Below are 17,136 nucleotides of genomic sequence, written 5' to 3'. Positions count from 1 at the left end.
CCATATTATTGATAGTCTGATAATTCACTATGTTCATCTTTTTGCAGTAAAATTTGAATACGTTGCTCTGCTTTTTGTAAATGCTCCTGCCCTTTTTTAACCAGTTTCACTGCAGTTTCAAATTCACTTAATGCTTCTTCGAGAGGTAAATCCCCTGCTTCTAAATGGGTCACAATATCCTCTAATTGCTTTAGGGTTGTTTCAAAATCTTGTTGTGGTTTCTTTGCCATTTTTACTACCTATATTTTGATAAATTTATTTGCTAGCGGTTATTTTACTTGAGAAATTTGCAAATGTGGATTTTTTATTGGGTTAATTTAAGAAAAACTGGTTTCAATATCTAAAAATTGATTACTCACAATGGCTGATTTTATAATAGAGGTATTGGTCATCGCAATTTGTGAAATGGGTGATAAACAATCGTCCAGCTCTGTGACTGATTTAATTAGCAATTGACAAATAAAGGCATCATCTCCCGTTACTTTATAGCACCAACTAATATTATTCATCCCTTGAATTAAAGCTTCAACCCTTTGTAAATAACTCGGCAGTGGTCTAATACGGACAATGGCAGATAAATTATACCCCAACGACTGCCAATCTATCATTGTTGTATAATTTTGAATAATGCCATTAGATTCCAACTTTTTGACACGTTCCGCACAAGTCGGCTGTGAGAGATGTATTTTTTGACTGATTTCTTTCACTGTTATACGTGCATTGTCGTGTAATAATCTTAAAATTTTAATATCATAATTATCCATTGTTATACCCTACCTTATTCGTATTTCTTTTTATTATCCCATAAAATTTATTTAATAAATACAAATGCACAAATTTTATTATAAAAAAAAGGATTTTAATTCTAATTATGTAATTTATTGTATTCATATCTTTGTACCACCTCTTTATACTTGTTTCTACTATTTTTTACACAATTGGAGATACAATGCAAGAATTAACCTATATAAAAAAACAACAACGTGGCTTAATCGAAATGCTACTTGCAATGGTCATCTGTGGGACAATTGGTTTGACCGTTGTGTTATCAGGGGAAGAACCGTCAAATTTGATTTTTTTCCGTTGCTTATTTGGTTCATTGGTCTTAGGTTTTATCTGTTTTTACAAAGGATTATTTAAATCGACCACATATACTAAAGTCTTTTGGGTTTCATCCTTAATCGGAGGGATTGCACTACAATTAAATTGGTATCTGCTATTTTCAGCTTATAACAATGCCTCCATCGGTGTAGCCACAACGGTTTATAATACCCAACCTTTTATGATGGTCTTTATTTGTGCATTACTCTTTAAAGAAAAAATCACCAAATCTATCCTATTTTGGCTATTAGTTTCCTTTATTGGGTTATATCTTATATCGTCAACCAAAGTGGGAGTAATTGAGACTTATGATGTTTATATTGTAGGAATTTTACAAGCCTTAGGTGCAGCTACGTTATATGCCGTTGCCTCTGTTGCAGCTAAATATTTGGTCGGATTTTCACCAATGCTAATTGCATTCTTTCAAATGGCATTAGGCATCCTTGTCTTTTTTCCCTTTGCAAAATTTGAGATTTTTTCCACTTCAAATTTTCAAGAAATAACAGCAATTATCACACTCGGTGTGGTACACACAGGTTTGATGTATATTTTACTATACGGAGCAATACAAAAATTAGAGGCATACAAAGTGGCTTCACTCTCTTTCTTATACCCTGTATTAGCCTTGTTAATTGATAGATTTTATTTTGATGTGCATTTAGTGGTCCTACAAGTTGTGGGTGTTTTATTAATATTTTTAGGTGCAGCAGGGATTAATTTACGAGGTTTTATTGATACTTTTTTGAAAGATCAGAGTAAGAGCCGTTCTTGAAGCTTGTTACCCCCCTCCTAACCTCCCCCCGCAAGCGGAGGGAGGAATATTGTATAACCATAAATATGAACTAAAAATTCCCTCCTCCGCTTGCGGGGGAGGGTTAGGGAGGGGGGGATTTGCGGTATCCCTGGCTTAAATAACTAAATTGCCTCGTATTTTATTGACTTTTTACTCAATTATCGTTAACTTAACGCTAAATTTAATGTTGTAACTCAAGGAGATTTTATGCAACAAAATCGTATTGTCACTGATACAAGAGAACAATCTGTTTTAAGTACGAATAAGGTTCTACGCAATACTTACTTTTTACTCTCATTAACCCTTGCATTCTCAGCAGCAATGGCATTTGTAGCAATGGTAACCAATGCTCCAATAATGTCCCCTTGGATCTTATTAATTGGTTTTTATGGTCTACTTTTCTTAACCAATGCAACGGCTCGTAGTGGATTTGGAATTGTGAGTGTTTTTGCCTTAACAGGTTTTATGGGTTATACACTGGGTCCAATTATCAATATCTATTTAGGAGCAGGATTGGGTGACGTTGTCACACTTTCCTTCGCAGGAACTGCTGGTGTATTCTTAGCATGTTCAGGCTATGTATTAACCACTAAAAAAGATATGTCTTTCCTTTCAGGAATGATGTTTTCGCTCTTTATTGTGTTAATTATTGGAATGATTGCCAGTATCTTTATGCAAATTCCAGCATTACATTTAGCCCTTAGTGCATTATTTATCCTTTTCTCAAGCGGTGCTATTTTAATGACCACAAGTCGCATTATTCACAATGGTGAAACTAATTATATTTTAGCGACTGTTGAATTATATGTTGCTATCTATAATATTTTTGTGAGTTTGTTAAATATTCTAGGTGCATTACGTGGTGATGACTAATTATTAAGATTAGCTATCGATAATTATTGAAATATTAAGGCGAATGTTTATTCGCCTTTTTGGTTTTTATACAATGACAAATTTTATTGAATTTAATCAACAACAAATCCCAACAGATAATGAAGGTTACTTGAAAAATCTTTCTGATTGGTCGCCTGAATTAGCCGAAACCATTGCCCAAAATGAAGAGTTAGTTTTAACTGATGAACATTGGGAAATCATCAATGTAGTACGTGAATTTTATCAAGAGTATAATACTTCACCAGCTATTCGTATGTTGGTCAAAACCTTAGCCAATAAATTTGGGCAAGAGAAAGGAAATAGCCGTTATTTACAACGCCTATTTCCTAATGGACCTGCCAAGCAAGCCACTAAAATTGCAGGCTTACCTAAACCCGCAAAATGTTTATAACAGGATAGACACGTTATGTTGGCCTTACTGGAACGTTTAAAACAACAAAATATTATCAGTGAATTGAATTATCAATTTGCCAAAATGATAGATCAAAAACAACAGCGCTATTCTTATACGTCTCAACAACAAAATTTAGCTATCTTACTGGCTGGCTTAATTTCCTACAATGTGATGCAAAGTAATACTGCATTAAGATTAGATTCTGCTATCGCTAATAATCCTTTTAATTTGAAAGGGAAAAATCTGCCTGAAGATTTTTATTCACAAATTTTAGCAAAAATTGACAACGCAACACCCTTACAATGGCAATCAATATTACACAATCATACCGCTTTTAGTGATAATCCTAATCGCATTGCTCCAATGTTATTTCAACATCAACTGCTCTATTTTTATCGCTATTGGCAATCTGAAAATCGTATTGCTAATTATCTCCAACAAGCGGTCACATCAGAACCAAAATTTGCAAAAAATAAACCTAATGATACCGCTTTAGAAAAGCTGTTTCCTCTTATTCAAGAAACTAAAACAACAGATATTGATTGGCAAAAAATAGCGGTAGCAACCGCATTAAATAAAAAATTCACCCTCATTTCAGGAGGGCCAGGAACAGGTAAAACCACCACTATTATTAAAATTTTACTTGCTCTACAATGGCAACAGTTAGAAGCAAATCTAGCACCATTAAATATTATTTTAGCTGCACCAACGGGGAAAGCCACTGCTCGTTTAAAAGAATCTATTAGTCATAATCTACGTTATTTCGATTTCCCTAAAGAAGTCAAATTACAGATTCCAACCAATGCGTTTACCCTACACCGTTTATTGGGTATTTCGCCAAAAAGTGATACTCCTAAATATCATCGTGATAATCCGTTACATTTAGATGTCTTAGTCGTAGATGAAGCCTCAATGATTGATTTATCATTAATGGAAAAAATGATCAATGCGCTTCCTCCAACCACTCGACTAATAATGCTAGGTGATAAAGACCAACTCGCTTCTGTGGAAGCAGGTAATATAATGAGCGAATTAGGGGAGTTCATTACTTTGGGTTATTCAGAGCAACATTGTCAATATTTGAATAAAGTCACAGGATACCAGCTTGCTACCAACAATGCACAAACACCACCTATTTGTGATTCACTCTGCCATTTAAGACACAGCTATCGTTTTAATGAAAACTCAGGTATTTTTCATTTAAGTGTCCAAATTAATGCTCAACAAGCGGTCACATCATGGCAACTTTTTGCAAAATTTGCCGACCTTCATTTGGTTGAATATCAAGCAGCAACACAATTTAGTGAAAAAATAAAATGGGAAGAACATTGTATTCAACAAATTATTAATCGTGCCGTTGTGCTGTACACTGACTATTTAGCCCTTGTTAAACAACGTAATAAAAACCCTGACTCTGTTAGTGTGGAACACATTTTTACTGCCTTTAATAAAGTGCGTTTTTTATCTGCTCTACGAGTAGGTAATTTTGGTGTTGAAAAACTGAATGAGCGTATTGCGGAAGCACTACGTTTAAAAAATCTCATTCATTTTTCCCATCAACGTGAAAATTACAGTGGTAAAGCGATTATGATTACCGAAAATACGCCATCATCTCATATTTACAGTGGTGATATTGGGCTTATTTTACCCGATGAACAAGGGCATTTACGTGTTTATTTTGAAACCACAATGAATGGCAAACCACATAGCATCACCCCTAGCCGACTACCAAATTACGAAATGGCTTACATAATGACAGTACATAAATCACAAGGCTCTGAATTTGAACATACCCTACTCATTTTACCCTTAACTTACTCGCCTATTTTGACAAAGGAACTCCTCTACACTGCCATTACACGAGCCAAAAATCAATTTACGCTTTTTGGAAACGAAAAAATATGGCGACAAATGGTAAATGCAAAAATACAGCGTCAAAGTGGTTTAATGGAGCAATTAACTCTTAATTAAGGAAATATTATGGCAGATCCACATATCAAATCACCAATGGATATTTGGGATACATTAACAGTTATTATTTATCGCTCAGGTTTTGTATTAGCAGGTATAATGGTTTTATTATTACCTTATCAACCTCAAATAGCCTATTTAGGCATTTTGGTTTCGGCTATATTTTGTGCTTCATCACTACATATTTATTTAAAACATTTTCGCCTACTCTTACAATTTGCAAGTTGGATAGCACTATTGTGTCACATTTTAGATCTCCCTGCATTAGCATTAGGAGGCGCTTTGGTGACCTTAGGAGGACTGGCATTTAAAGAGTATTTTTGTTTTAAAGTACCACTACTTAACCTACAACCGATCTTTGTTGCGATACTATGGCTCTGTGTACAGCTAGATTCAGCTTTGGCTATTCAGATTTTTTCTTTAATTGTTGGCATTTTATTTATAGTATTAGCCTTCCAAAAATGGAGAATGCCGTTACATTTTGATATTGGTGATAAAACAAAATATCAAGTGTAATTTCAAACTAATCCAATACTCAGCACTGAATTCAGAGACATCATTCAGTCATCAAACACCGGTCACTGAGCCTGTCGAAGTGTGAGGTGTTACGCTCCGAACTCGTTCTGTAAACACTTTCCTTACACCATAAAAAAACACCCCTTCCAAATGAAAGGGGTGAGTGCTGTGGTGGTTAAGTGTTATTGAGAGAGAGGACTAGTAACCCCCAAGTTGTTCTCAACCACCACCTGCTAGGTTGGACGGGAAGAGAGTGTGCCTCTTCCGTCCTGTGTTACATTACCATTGGTAGCCAACACCGACACCAATACCAAATTTCTTCTCGGTATTCGCGTTAATGTTTCCTTTGATAATCCATTTTCCATTATCAGAGATAGAAGACAGTCCTACGGCCATTGAGCTTGATTTGTCATAACTCGCGCCCGCTAATGACACCATACTCTTACCCGGTACATAAGCCTGTGGTAAGCTGGCTGATGCCATCGCACTCGCAGTACCGCCGCTTGCGGCTTTTTCTACACTGTCAATACGGGTAGAGAGTGACTCTTCCACTTTCGCTAATTGAGACACATTCACGGCATCCGTTGGTGCAGTACCCGCTTTAATATTGTGGATTTGGTTTCCACCCATATTAATATTGACATCAGTACCTTCTTTCACTGTTAAACCGGATTGGTTTAAGGTGATATTGCCCACAGTGACTTTATCCACTTTGATTTCAGGTGTGGTGGAAATAACCAGCTGTTTATCATTGCCGTTCATCACCGTTTTGGCGTTAAGGTTTTTACCGACTTTGATGCTTAAGGCACCATTGTTGCTCACGACTTCCTCTTTTGAGAGATTATCCTTGTCTAATACAACATCGTCTGTTACAGCAACCTTGATTTCAGCACCATTGCCTCCATTGCCGTTGCCTGCATCGCCTTTGTCACTTTTATCGCCTTTATCACCCTTATCACCCTTGTCACCTTTTAAAGCAGCCAAGAAGTCATCTTGTGTTTTAGTGCCATTACCTGGTTGTGCTTTCCAAATCTCATAAGCAGATTGACCATCGGCTCCATCCGCACCAGCGGCACCGTCATCACCTTTCGCACCTTTAAAGTCAGGGTCATTTTTCAATGCGTCCTTATCTAACGTGATATGGGCAATTTGTTTACCGTCTTTGCTTTGTTGTTTTTCCACTTTTAAGCCATCACCAAAGTCAAAGGCAAGTTTACTTAAGTCAAATTGTTCTTCAGTATTACCCTGTTTATAATTTGCGCCCGTACCCGTGCTACCACTAAAGAAGCTAATGGTTGGCAATATTGCATCTTTCCATTTATCAACATCAATACCTTGACCCTTGTTCAGTGCTTTTAACTGTTTGTAGTTAACCGCATCGGTATCTGCTGTGGCATCGCCTACATTAGTGATTCTGCCCCCATTGACTGATACGCTATTCTCTGTATCACTTAATGTCAGTTTTCCACCACCTGCTGTGTTAGCAATTGACGAAATACCCGTGAGCTCTTTCGCTAATTTAATCGCTAAACCGTTCGCACCATCATTAACCACACCAATATTGTTATCAGTGAGTTCGTTTGCTGCTGTTACGCCACCTTTAATATTTAAGGTGTCATTGAGCTTACGGGTGACTTTATCACCTGCATCACCTTGGAAGGCTAGGCCATCATCCATTGTGGCAACCGTATGGGTGTCTCCTGCTTCATCTTCGTAAATAATACGGGTTAAGCTGTCTCCATCCTTACCATTAACACCCGGTCTACCATTAACCACTTTGATATCAGCTGACACGTCTTTTGCAGGTTTTCCGTCGATTCCATCGTGGCCATTAAGCCCGATTACACCGTTGGTGCCATTGGCTCCGTCTTCACCTTTGATAGTGACGCCGTTTTCACCGTCTTTTCCTTTAACGGTAATGCCGTCTTTTCCACTTAAGCCGATTGAGCCATCTTTGCCGTCTTCGCCTTTAATAGAAATACCATCGTTTCCGTTGATACCCACTTCACCTTTAGCACCTTTAACTGAAATACCGTCTTTTCCGTCAATGCCGACACCACTTATGCCGTCTTTGCCGTCAACACCGATATGACCGTCTCTACCGTCTTTGGCTTTTCCAACTTTATCAATCGCTGTATCAACGTAAGTTTTAACCACATCACCTGTCACAGTATTGGTATTACCATCTGCAACCGCACCTGTTCCAACTTTATCCAGAATATCAGTGACATCTCCCGCTAACTTCGCTTTTGTCACATTACCGTCTAAAATCTTAGCCGTTGTCACTGCGTTGTCTGCAAGACTGATTACACCACTTCCGTCTTTAGTTAAAGTCGTTCCGTCAAGGTTCACTTTTAAGTCAACTTTGCCTGCCGTTGTGGCTGTATCAATACCCACAGTCTTATCTGTGCTGATGATGTCATCCGCTTCAAGCTTGCTGGCAATATTTGCGTTAGTCGCTAAACCATCAATGCCCAGTTTTTTCTTCCATTTACCTACATCTGCAGGGTCTGTTAAGTTACTTGCATCTGTGTTCGCTTTCGCCGCTAAATCTGCTGCTAGGTCAGTGGTTCCTGCCACCTCTTTCACTTTCGCCGCATCTAAGCCTAACGTATACACTGCCCCTTTATTGGCTGTTGCAGCTGTTTTCGCCAGTGTTAAACCACTGTCTTTAACAATCGCCACTTCTTCTTTCGAGGTTTTGCCTACGTTGGTGATTTGGTCTCCTAAATTAGTAATAGTTTGAGTATTACCTGCCACTTTATCATCTACCGCTTTCACCGCTTTGATTTGGGCTAACTCAGTCCTATTCGCTAAGGTTGCTGTACCTACATTGCCACCAAAGGTTGCTTTGTCACCTACATTCGCGCCGCTTACGTTTAAGTAAGTAGTTGCAAGGTCTGTTGTTCCTGCTAACTCTTTCACTTTATCGGCTTTAAGGCTTAAAGTAACTTTACCTTTGGTTAAGTCTCCAGCATTGCTTACTGTGATATCATCACTTTCAATCACATTCAGGTCATCTTTGTTAAGTTTACCTGTTGTCGCTGTATCAACGTAAGTTTTAACCACATCACCTGTCACAGTATTGGTATTACCATCTGCAATCGCACCTGTTCCAACTTTATCCAGAATATTAGTAACATCTCCCGCTAACTTCGCTTTTGTCACATTACCGTCTAAAATCTTAGCCGTTGTCACTGCGTTGTCTGCAAGACTGATTACACCATTTCCATCTTTAGTTAAAGTCGTGCCATCAAGGTTCACTTTTAAGTCAACTTTGCCTGCCGTTGTGGCTGTATCAATACCCACAGTCTTATCTGTACTGATGATGTCATCCGCTTCAAGCTTGCTGGCAATATTTGCGTTAGTCGCTAAACCATCAATGCCCAGTTTTTTCTTCCATTTACCTACATCTGCAGGGTCTGTTAAGTTACTTGCATCTTTCTTCGCAAAAGTTTCACCGACTTTATCATTTAACTTCGTATCATCAATTGATAAGGTGTAGGTGTCTTTGTTGTTTGCCGTGGCTTTCGCTAAAGTCAATATGCCATCGTTAGCTGGATTAACTGCAACTTCTACGGCACTTCTTGCTGTATCTTTGATAACTGTGGTACCCGCTGACGTAAGATTGCTTAAATCTACATTAGCTTTATTACCTAAAGCAGTCGCATTAGCTGTAACCCTATCATCTACCGCTTTCACGGCTTTGATTTGTGCTAACTCAGTCGTATCCGCTAAAGTTGCTGTACCTATATTGCCACCAAAGGCAACTTTATTACCTGCAATATTTGTACCATCTACTTTTAAGTAGTCTGTTGCAAGATTAGTGGTTCCAGCGATGTCTTTTACCTTCGCTGCATCTAAATCTAAAGTAAAGATAGCACCTTTTTTATTCGTTGCAGCTGTCGTTTTGACCGTAATTCCACTACCAGCCACTGCTTTCACTTCTTCTTTAGACGTTTTGCCTACTTTTGTGATTTCAGTGGTTAATGTATCACCTAAATTAGTTACCGTAGTACCTAAGTCTGTCACTTTAGTATCAACCGCATCAACATAAGCTTTTACTGCTTTCTCTTGAACAAGTTGGGTGGTCTCACCAGTAATCTCACCTTTACCGACGTTTTTACCAAACTTCACTTTATTGTCATCACTGCCAACATTCGAGCCTGTTAATAATAAACGGTCAGCTAAATTCGCTTGTGTGAGTATATTACCGATATCAAGGGCTTGTTTCCAATCCGCTATATCGCCATCAGTTAAGTTACTGGCATCTTTTTTCGCAAAGGTTTCAGCGACTTTGTCGTTTAACTTCGTCTCGTCAATCGATAGGGTGTAGGTGTCTTTGTGATTTGCCGTTGAAGCGGTTTTCACTAATTTTAAGACACCCTCTGTCGCGGGATTAACCGCCACTTCTACGGCATCTCTTGCGGCATTTTTAATCACCATCGTGCCATCTGAAGAAATGTTATCTAAGCTGATATTGGCTTTACCTGCTAAAGCAGCGGCATTATCATCAATTTTTTCCAATTGTGTTTTGGTCTTTTGTGATAGTGCCACTACCCATTCTTTGTTTGTCGCAGCTGTTCCACCAGAGACATCAATACCCTCACCTGCGGTAACCGTTTCAATGGAGTTGGTATCGATTTTCGCTTTCCACGCCGCTACATCATTCGCATTTAAGTTTGTGGCATTGCGATTGGCTTTTTTAGCCAGTTTTGTGGTGACACTCTCTTCTAAGTCGGTGATATCTTGTGTATTCGTATTGACTTTATCATCCACCGCTTTCACCGCTTTGATTTGCGCTAATTTTGTGGAAGTCCCTAAAGTGTCTGTACCCACTTGGTCACCAAAGGTGGCTTTGTTAGCCACATTTGAACCGTCTGTTTTTAAATAGGTGGTGTCAAGGTTTGTGGTGCCCGCTAATGCTTTCACTTCATCTTCATCTAACGATAAGGTGAAGATTGCGCCTTTCTCATTGGTGGCAGGGGTTGTTTTAACATTAATACCACTGCCATTGTCTGCTTTCACGGTCTCTTTTGAGGTTTTACCTACGTGAGTAATAGTGTCACCTAAGGTATTAACGGTATTGCCTAAGTTAGTCACTTCTGTGTTAATTGTCGCAACTTTGCCATCAACATAGGTTTTTACCACATCCCCAGTAACAGTATTGTGATTAGCGGTTTCAATCGCACCTGTGCCTACTTTATCTAAAATAGTGGTAACATCATCGGCTAATTTTGCTTTTGTGACATTGCCATCGGCAATTTTAGCGGTAGTTACGCCACCGTCCTTAATACCAATCACCCCATTACCGTTTTTAGTTAAGCTGGTATTATCAAGATTTACCCTTAAATCCACGTTGCCTGCTGCAGTGGTGATACCCACAGTTTTATCACTGCTCTTGATATCACCCGTTTCCAGTTTGGTATCTAGTGCATCTTTCACTTGGGTATCGGTCACTAATTTGCCTTTTGGTGCGGCTAAATCCGCCTCGTTATTTAACTTAGTTGTCCAAGCATTCACATCAGCAACACTCAAGTTATCGGCATCTTTATCTGCTTTTGTAGCGATAGCGGTACGATTTCCCTCAATATTTGCAGTATTGGTCTCAATATTCCCTTTATTAAATGCAATGGCTTCTTGAACGGTGTCTTTACCTGTGCCACCGATATCAGTGAAAGTAATATTGCCATTTTCATCTATGGCGGCATTACCCCCTAGATTGTCTTTTACTGAGGTAGCGACATTGCCTAATACAATAGTAGTTGCATAAAGTTGTGAGCCGTTAATGGCATCCGTTGAAGTTTGAGAGATTTCACCCGGTGCAACATTAATAATTTGTTTTTCGTAAGCGGTTTTACCCACAGACACCACACCATCTGCAATACCTGAAAACTCCTTGTATTTAAGACCATTTATAGCCTCTGTTCCATCTACTTGTGTAAAGTCTCTGGTTTCTGCGTTTGAACCTAAGGCAACTGAGTTTGTGTGGTCTGCTTTGGCATCAAAACCTAGGGCAAGGGTTTTGTCTGCAACGGCTTTAGCACGGTAGCCCATTGCGACGGCTTCTTGGTTTCCATTGTTAACACCTGCGACTGTCCCTGAACCTATCGCTATTGAACCTCGACTATAAGCTTGTCCTCCTAAATTGTCCTCAGCACTACCACCAGCCGAACCATTACCCCCCATAGCGAGTGAACCTTGACCTCTAGCTAATGATCCTTTACCAAAAGCATAAGAATGATAATTTTCCGCAGTACTTCCCCAACCAATTGTAAAAGCTGATTCTTGTAAAGCTTTTGTTCTATGACCTAAAGCTAAGTTTGTTCCTCCTTTAGCTTCGTTATCAAAACCTATTGCCATAGATGACCAACCATCTGTTTTAGATTTTTTTCCTAATGCTATAGAGTAATTTCCTTTAGAAACAGCTTCCGTTCCTATAGCAACTGAACCTATTCCTTCCGCTCTACTACTTACCCCACTAGCAATAGAATATTCTCCTGAAGCTGTTGTTTGATAACCAGTTGCTATTGAATGTTGTCCAGACGCTGTTGTTTCTCTACCTAAAGCTACTGAACCCACATTATTTGCTACAGCACCAAAACCTAAGGCCATTGATTTATCACCCGTTGCTTTTGCTCTGTAACCCATCGCAAATGCTTCTTGTTTTCCATTTTCAACTCCAGCAACTGTTCCAGTTCCGAGTGCCATTGAGCCTGCTGTGTAGGCAACTCCTCCTTTTTGAGGAACTCCTATTATTGTTTTTCCATCTAGATCTGCATTTAGAATACCTCCCGTCGCTAATGAACCTGCTCCTATTGCTTCCGAATCATATCCCAATGAAGTTGAAAGAGAACCTTTTGATTTGCTTCCTCCTAAAGCTACTGCACCATAACCCTTTGAGTCTGATAAAACACCTATAGAAAAAGCACCTAAGCCCGAAGTTTTTGTTTGATATCCCATAGCAACAGAAGATGCTCCTGAAGCTTTGGTTTCTGTACCTACCGCTACTGAATTATATCCTTGAGAAATTGATCCATTTCCCATTGCAAGTGAACCTGAACCAATAGCTTCGGTATCAAAACCGAAAGCTACGGAATTATTCCCTTTCGCTCTTGTTTTCTGTCCCATGGATACTGAAAATTCTCCAGTTGATTCTACATATGTTCCTATCGCTACTGAACCTCTTTTAGTTGCCTTATTTTCAAGTCCCAATGCTATAGAATCTTGCCCAGAAGCTATCGATTGAGTTCCTCCAGCAATAGAATTTGCTCCTGTTGCAGTTGAATTTCCAGCAATTACTGTTGGTGTGGCGTAAGCATTCCCTGAAAAAAGTCCTCCACTAATAGTAACTGTTACTAATAACGCAATTTTTGCAAATTTTGGTAAAAATGTACCCGCTTGTTTTGTTGATTGGCTTTGTGTTTTTGTGGCGCCTTTAGCTAATTCGCTTACGGCGGTGAAAGTTTGTGTTGCTTTGTTAAACACGATTTTGTAGATGCTGTTCATAGTCAGGTATCCTTTTTAGTTGATATCCTTTCCTTAGGACTTTGCTGAGGTTGATGTAAATTCCTTTTACCGCCTCGTGAATATTTTGTTAAAAAATATGTATAAACTTCCCGATTGTAAAAAAAAAAAAAAAAACGCAAGCAAAATCGTAGTAATGGAGGTTATTTGGGTGAAAAATAGACAATTTAGAGTGGAAATGGGGTGATTTTGAATTAGGGGGTGTGTGAAATATCGATCACAGGGTTAGTCAAACACCGGTCGCTGAGCTTGTCGAAGTGTTAGGTGTTTGAGCTCTGAATTAGTTTAGTGAGCGTTCTCTTATACTTCGACAGGCTCAGTAACCTAGCTCAGGGAACCAAAGCGGGGAAATATCGAAATGGGACATCGAAGCGAGGGATATCGATCACGGAACTAGCCAAACACCGATCACTGAGCCTGTCGAAGTGTTAGGTGTTTGGGCACGGGATTTGGTTCTTTGAGCGTTCTCTTATACTTCGACAGGCTCAGTAACCGAGAACGGGAACATTGAAGTGAAGGATATCGATCACAGAACTAGCCAAACACCGATCACTGAGCCTGTCGAAGTGTTAGGTGTTTGGGCTCTGAATTAGTTTAGTGAGCGTTCTCTTATACTTCGACAGGCTCAGTAACCGAGAACGGAGACATCAAGCAACGGGAGGATATACGCAAACAAGTTTGCTAATCCTCCCCTACGGTCGATCTTTATAACATTTTGATTTATAAATGGTTTGTAGGGAAAAATTTAATGAGCGAAGCGAGTGGAATATCTTCCCGCAAGCTAGATTTCAAACTACAAAACCAATCAAACACCGATCACTGAGCCTGTCGAAGTGTTAGGTGTTTGGGCACTGAACTTGTTTAGTGAGCGTTCTCTTATACTTCGATATTTCGACAGGCTCAATAACCGAGCTCAGTAACCGAGAACGGTAAACATCGATCACCGAACTAACCAAACACCGGTCACTGAGCCTGTCGAAGTGTTAGGTGTTTGGACTCTGAATTAGTTTAGTGAGCGTTCTCTTATACTTCGACAGGCTCAGTAACCGAGAACGGAGACGTCGAGCAGCGGGAGGATATACGCAAACAAGTTTGCTAATCCACCCCTACGGTAGATCTTTATAACTTTTTGATTTATAAATAATTTACAGGAGAGTATTTAATGAGAAAAGCGAGTGGAATATCTTCCCGTAAGCTAAATTAAAATCACAAAACCAATCAAACACCGATCGCTGAGCTTGTCGAAGTGTTAGGTGTTTGAGCTCTGAATTAGTTTAGTGAGCGTTCTCTTATACTTCGACAGGCTCAGTAACCGAGAACGGAGACGTAGCATGCTACGTCTCTATATTATTGATCTAATTTGTAAATTTTGATTGGAATGTGACCGCTATGATTATGTCTTATGATGTTTTGTGGAGATTTTATATCAAGCAGCGGGAGGATATACGCAAACAAGTTTGCTAATCCTCCCCTACGGTATATCTTTATAAATTTTTGATTTATAAATGGTTTTGTAGGGGAGGATTTAATGAGCGAAGCGAGTGGAATATCGAAGCAGGACATCGGTCTCGGGATTCAAGAATCAAAAAAAAGACGTAGCATACAGGCTACGTCTCTATATTGTTGATTTATAAATTACTTATCATTCCAACGCTGAATTGCTTCTTTGATCACTTTTTTAGCTTCTGTAACGTCGCCCCAAGCGGTTACTTGAGTTGTGCCTGCTTTTTTAAGATCTTTGTAGTGGTTAAAGTGGAATTCGATTTGTGAAATTAGCTGTTTTGGTAAATCTGCTAATGTGTTGTATGCGTTTCCGTTGTTACGGTCATCTGCTGGAACACAAACGATTTTATCGTCTACTTCGCCGTCGTCAACAAACTTCATTACACCAATTACTTTTGCTTCTAAGAAAACACCTGTTGCTAATGGTTGATCTGTGACGAGTAATACGTCTAATTCATCACCATCTTCATCTAGTGTTTGTGGAATAAAACCGTAGTTGGTTGGTTTTGCGAAAATGGTTGGTTCAACACGGTCTAGTTGAAAACAAGCCAGTTCTCTATTCCATTCAATTTTGTGGTTGCTTCCTGCTGGAATTTCATTAACGACGTTAATAATTCCGCCATCTACATCACCTGCATCTAAAATTTTATTAAAATCTGCCATAAAAATTTCCTTAAATAATGTTGTTAAAAAACCTGTTGGATTATAGCAGTAATTATAATACTTCCCAACTCAAATTAGAGATTAAACGGCATTTATCACACTTAAAATAAAAAAATTCGTGAATCGGTTGAGGTAATTTCCACTCTCCATTACAACTTGGACATTTGCGATTATACTCTTGCTCTTCGTCAGAGCCTAAGCGGTAAAGGTAGTAATAAGTTGGGGTTTGAGTACTTTGTTGAATTTGATTACAAAGTTGTCTGCCTCTGAGGGATAACTCACTGTTATGCTGTGAAATTTGTTGCACTGCAATTTGTTCTAAGGTTAAGCCGTTCATTTGAAGTTGATCACAGGCTTGCCAATCTTCTTGCCATTTTAAAATTTGTTGTGCCATTTCCTGATTTGAATGGGTGATTTCATACAGTGGTATAGGTAAAAAATGCTGGCTATTAAATACAGGTGAGCAGGAGTCTAAATGGGTGGTATATAAGATGAAAAAATCGCCATTCTGTTGGCTACAGGTCATATCTGCTCGATAATCTTTACCGACAATTTCAACACTTGCAAGGCTAACGCCATACTTTTCTGCTTTATGTAATGCGCTGTTTACTTCTTTACTGTTATATTTTGTTGCTAGGCTATCTTGTCTAGGAATAGATAAGTTAACCTGAAAAAAAGCGTCATCAACACTTTGAAAATGGGTGACACCAGCTTCTCGTCCTATCATTTGCCCATTGGCTCGCCATTGATTTATGACTCTAAAAATAAGGGCGGTAAAATCTTCATCAAAATAGGGATAACTAAATTTGGCGATAGCTTGATACATTAATTATTTTCCTTCATTTGTGCCATTTCAACTAACACTACCGATGTTGGCTCTTGATGGATGATCACTTCCGACATAGGAAAAGCCGTTAGGAGTTTTTTCTCTAAACTATCGGTAATATGATGGGCTTCTACAAGAGGAAGATTATCATCCAGTTCTAAATGGAGTTGAATAAAACGCACTGCGCCAGATTGACGGGTGCGTAAATCGTGAATACTTAATACATCTGGGTGATGTTCTGCAATGTCAAATATTTGCTTTACCTCTTCATCTGACAATGCTCTGTCAAGAAGGGTTTGAATGGCTTCCCACGACATTTTGATAGCATTGATCATAATGTAGAGAGCTATTGCTATAGCAAAGAGTGCATCAGCATAAACGAAGCCATACATATCTAATCCCATTGCCACTAAAATCGCAAAATTCATTAAAATGTCTGTTTGATAATTTAAAATATCTGCTTGAATAACGGGACTGTTTACCACTTTTAATACTTTGTATTGATACAGTACTAATACCGCAGTTAACGCAATCGAGACAACACTGATAATAATCCCTAACTCTGTTTGTTTAATAAATTGTGGTTCACTTAAGCGATGGAAACCTTGTAAGAGTAAAAAGAGTGCTGAACCTGTGATAAAGGTGCTTTGTACCATTGCAGCTAGGGATTCTGCTTTACCGTGACCAAAGCTGTGGTTGCCATCGGCAGGTCGCAATGCAAAGCGTAACACTAAAATATTAGTAACAGAAGCTAGCATATCAAATAATGAATCAGTCATTGCAGCAAGAATGGAGATAGAGTCCGTGATCCACCAAACTACGCCTTTAATCAATAGTAATGAACTTGATACTATAATTGCAAACATCGCAGAACGATTAACCAGCGTTTTATATTGCTGTGCTAGCTTTTTGTTTATTTCATTGTGATTTGTTTCCATACTCATCTAT

General features: G+C 38.8%; 11 protein-coding genes. 5 read left to right on the top strand and 6 right to left on the bottom strand.

The genetic code is table 11. The features are described from left to right. Positions 1-5: 5 nt before the first annotated feature. Positions 6-230 (bottom strand): exodeoxyribonuclease VII small subunit, encoded by a 225-nt coding sequence (gene xseB, locus A6B44_RS02380; RefSeq protein ID WP_090922879.1) that lies wholly within the window; start codon positions 228-230, stop codon positions 6-8. 87 nt (positions 231-317) lie between these two features. Further along, entirely contained in the window at positions 318-764 is a 447-nt protein-coding gene (locus A6B44_RS02375) for an Lrp/AsnC family transcriptional regulator (protein ID WP_090922881.1), read from the bottom strand. 185 nt (positions 765-949) lie between these two features. Between A6B44_RS02375 and A6B44_RS02370 the strand changes: the two genes are divergently transcribed. The 5 genes from A6B44_RS02370 to A6B44_RS02350 all read left to right on the top strand — a co-directional run bounded on the left by A6B44_RS02370 (position 950) and on the right by A6B44_RS02350 (position 5,669). Further along, a complete protein-coding gene (locus A6B44_RS02370) occupies positions 950-1,873 on the top strand; it encodes a DMT family transporter (RefSeq protein WP_090922884.1) in 924 nt (307 codons plus the stop codon). A gap of 228 nt (positions 1,874-2,101) precedes the next feature. Continuing rightward, positions 2,102-2,767 carry a Bax inhibitor-1/YccA family protein gene (locus tag A6B44_RS02365; protein WP_090922886.1) on the top strand — a complete coding sequence of 222 codons (666 nt, stop codon included), beginning with the start codon at positions 2,102-2,104 and terminating at the stop codon, positions 2,765-2,767. A 73-nt stretch (positions 2,768-2,840) separates the two neighbouring features. Continuing rightward, entirely contained in the window at positions 2,841-3,179 is a 339-nt protein-coding gene (locus A6B44_RS02360) for a TusE/DsrC/DsvC family sulfur relay protein (RefSeq protein ID WP_090922896.1), read from the top strand. A gap of 15 nt (positions 3,180-3,194) precedes the next feature. Then, a complete protein-coding gene (gene recD / locus A6B44_RS02355) occupies positions 3,195-5,153 on the top strand; it encodes an exodeoxyribonuclease V subunit alpha (RefSeq protein WP_090922888.1) in 1,959 nt (652 codons plus the stop codon). A gap of 9 nt (positions 5,154-5,162) precedes the next feature. Beyond that, positions 5,163-5,669, top strand: a complete 507-nt coding sequence (locus A6B44_RS02350) for a DUF2301 domain-containing membrane protein (RefSeq protein WP_090922890.1) — start codon at positions 5,163-5,165, stop codon at positions 5,667-5,669. A gap of 279 nt (positions 5,670-5,948) precedes the next feature. Here A6B44_RS02350 and A6B44_RS02345 read toward each other — a convergent pair whose 3' ends face one another. The 4 genes from A6B44_RS02345 to A6B44_RS02330 all read right to left on the bottom strand — a co-directional run bounded on the left by A6B44_RS02345 (position 5,949) and on the right by A6B44_RS02330 (position 17,132). Continuing rightward, positions 5,949-13,178 (bottom strand): YadA-like family protein, encoded by a 7,230-nt coding sequence (locus A6B44_RS02345; RefSeq protein WP_176673448.1) that lies wholly within the window; start codon positions 13,176-13,178, stop codon positions 5,949-5,951. A 1,653-nt stretch (positions 13,179-14,831) separates the two neighbouring features. Then, complete coding sequence (locus A6B44_RS02340) at positions 14,832-15,362, bottom strand: inorganic diphosphatase (RefSeq protein WP_090922574.1); 531 nt, start codon at positions 15,360-15,362, stop codon at positions 14,832-14,834. 52 nt (positions 15,363-15,414) lie between these two features. Then, positions 15,415-16,188, bottom strand: coding sequence for a Zn-ribbon-containing protein (locus A6B44_RS02335; RefSeq protein ID WP_090922572.1), 774 nt, complete (start codon positions 16,186-16,188; stop codon positions 15,415-15,417). Next, the gene (locus A6B44_RS02330) at positions 16,188-17,132 is read right to left on the bottom strand and encodes a cation diffusion facilitator family transporter (RefSeq protein WP_420800995.1); all 945 of its coding nucleotides are present in this window, start codon (positions 17,130-17,132) and stop codon (positions 16,188-16,190) included. The genes A6B44_RS02335 and A6B44_RS02330 overlap by 1 nt, the downstream gene beginning before the upstream one ends. Positions 17,133-17,136 lie beyond the last annotated feature (4 nt).

It is taken from the genome of Pasteurella skyensis (assembly GCF_013377295.1).
Lineage (GTDB): Bacteria > Pseudomonadota > Gammaproteobacteria > Enterobacterales > Pasteurellaceae > Phocoenobacter > Phocoenobacter skyensis.
Note: the sequence above shows the minus strand (reverse complement) of the source record. Positions and strands in the feature narration are given on the sequence as shown.

Coding starts and splice junctions, on each gene's coding strand:
- xseB (WP_090922879.1), bottom strand. CDS start 230: ATGGCAAAGAAACCACAACAAGATTTTGAAACAACCCTAAAGCAATTA.
- A6B44_RS02375 (WP_090922881.1), bottom strand. CDS start 764: ATGGATAATTATGATATTAAAATTTTAAGATTATTACACGACAATGCA.
- A6B44_RS02370 (WP_090922884.1), top strand. CDS start 950: ATGCAAGAATTAACCTATATAAAAAAACAACAACGTGGCTTAATCGAA.
- A6B44_RS02365 (WP_090922886.1), top strand. CDS start 2,102: ATGCAACAAAATCGTATTGTCACTGATACAAGAGAACAATCTGTTTTA.
- A6B44_RS02360 (WP_090922896.1), top strand. CDS start 2,841: ATGACAAATTTTATTGAATTTAATCAACAACAAATCCCAACAGATAAT.
- recD (WP_090922888.1), top strand. CDS start 3,195: ATGTTGGCCTTACTGGAACGTTTAAAACAACAAAATATTATCAGTGAA.
- A6B44_RS02350 (WP_090922890.1), top strand. CDS start 5,163: ATGGCAGATCCACATATCAAATCACCAATGGATATTTGGGATACATTA.
- A6B44_RS02345 (WP_176673448.1), bottom strand. CDS start 13,178: ATGAACAGCATCTACAAAATCGTGTTTAACAAAGCAACACAAACTTTC.
- A6B44_RS02340 (WP_090922574.1), bottom strand. CDS start 15,362: ATGGCAGATTTTAATAAAATTTTAGATGCAGGTGATGTAGATGGCGGA.
- A6B44_RS02335 (WP_090922572.1), bottom strand. CDS start 16,188: ATGTATCAAGCTATCGCCAAATTTAGTTATCCCTATTTTGATGAAGAT.
- A6B44_RS02330 (WP_420800995.1), bottom strand. CDS start 17,132: ATGAGTATGGAAACAAATCACAATGAAATAAACAAAAAGCTAGCACAG.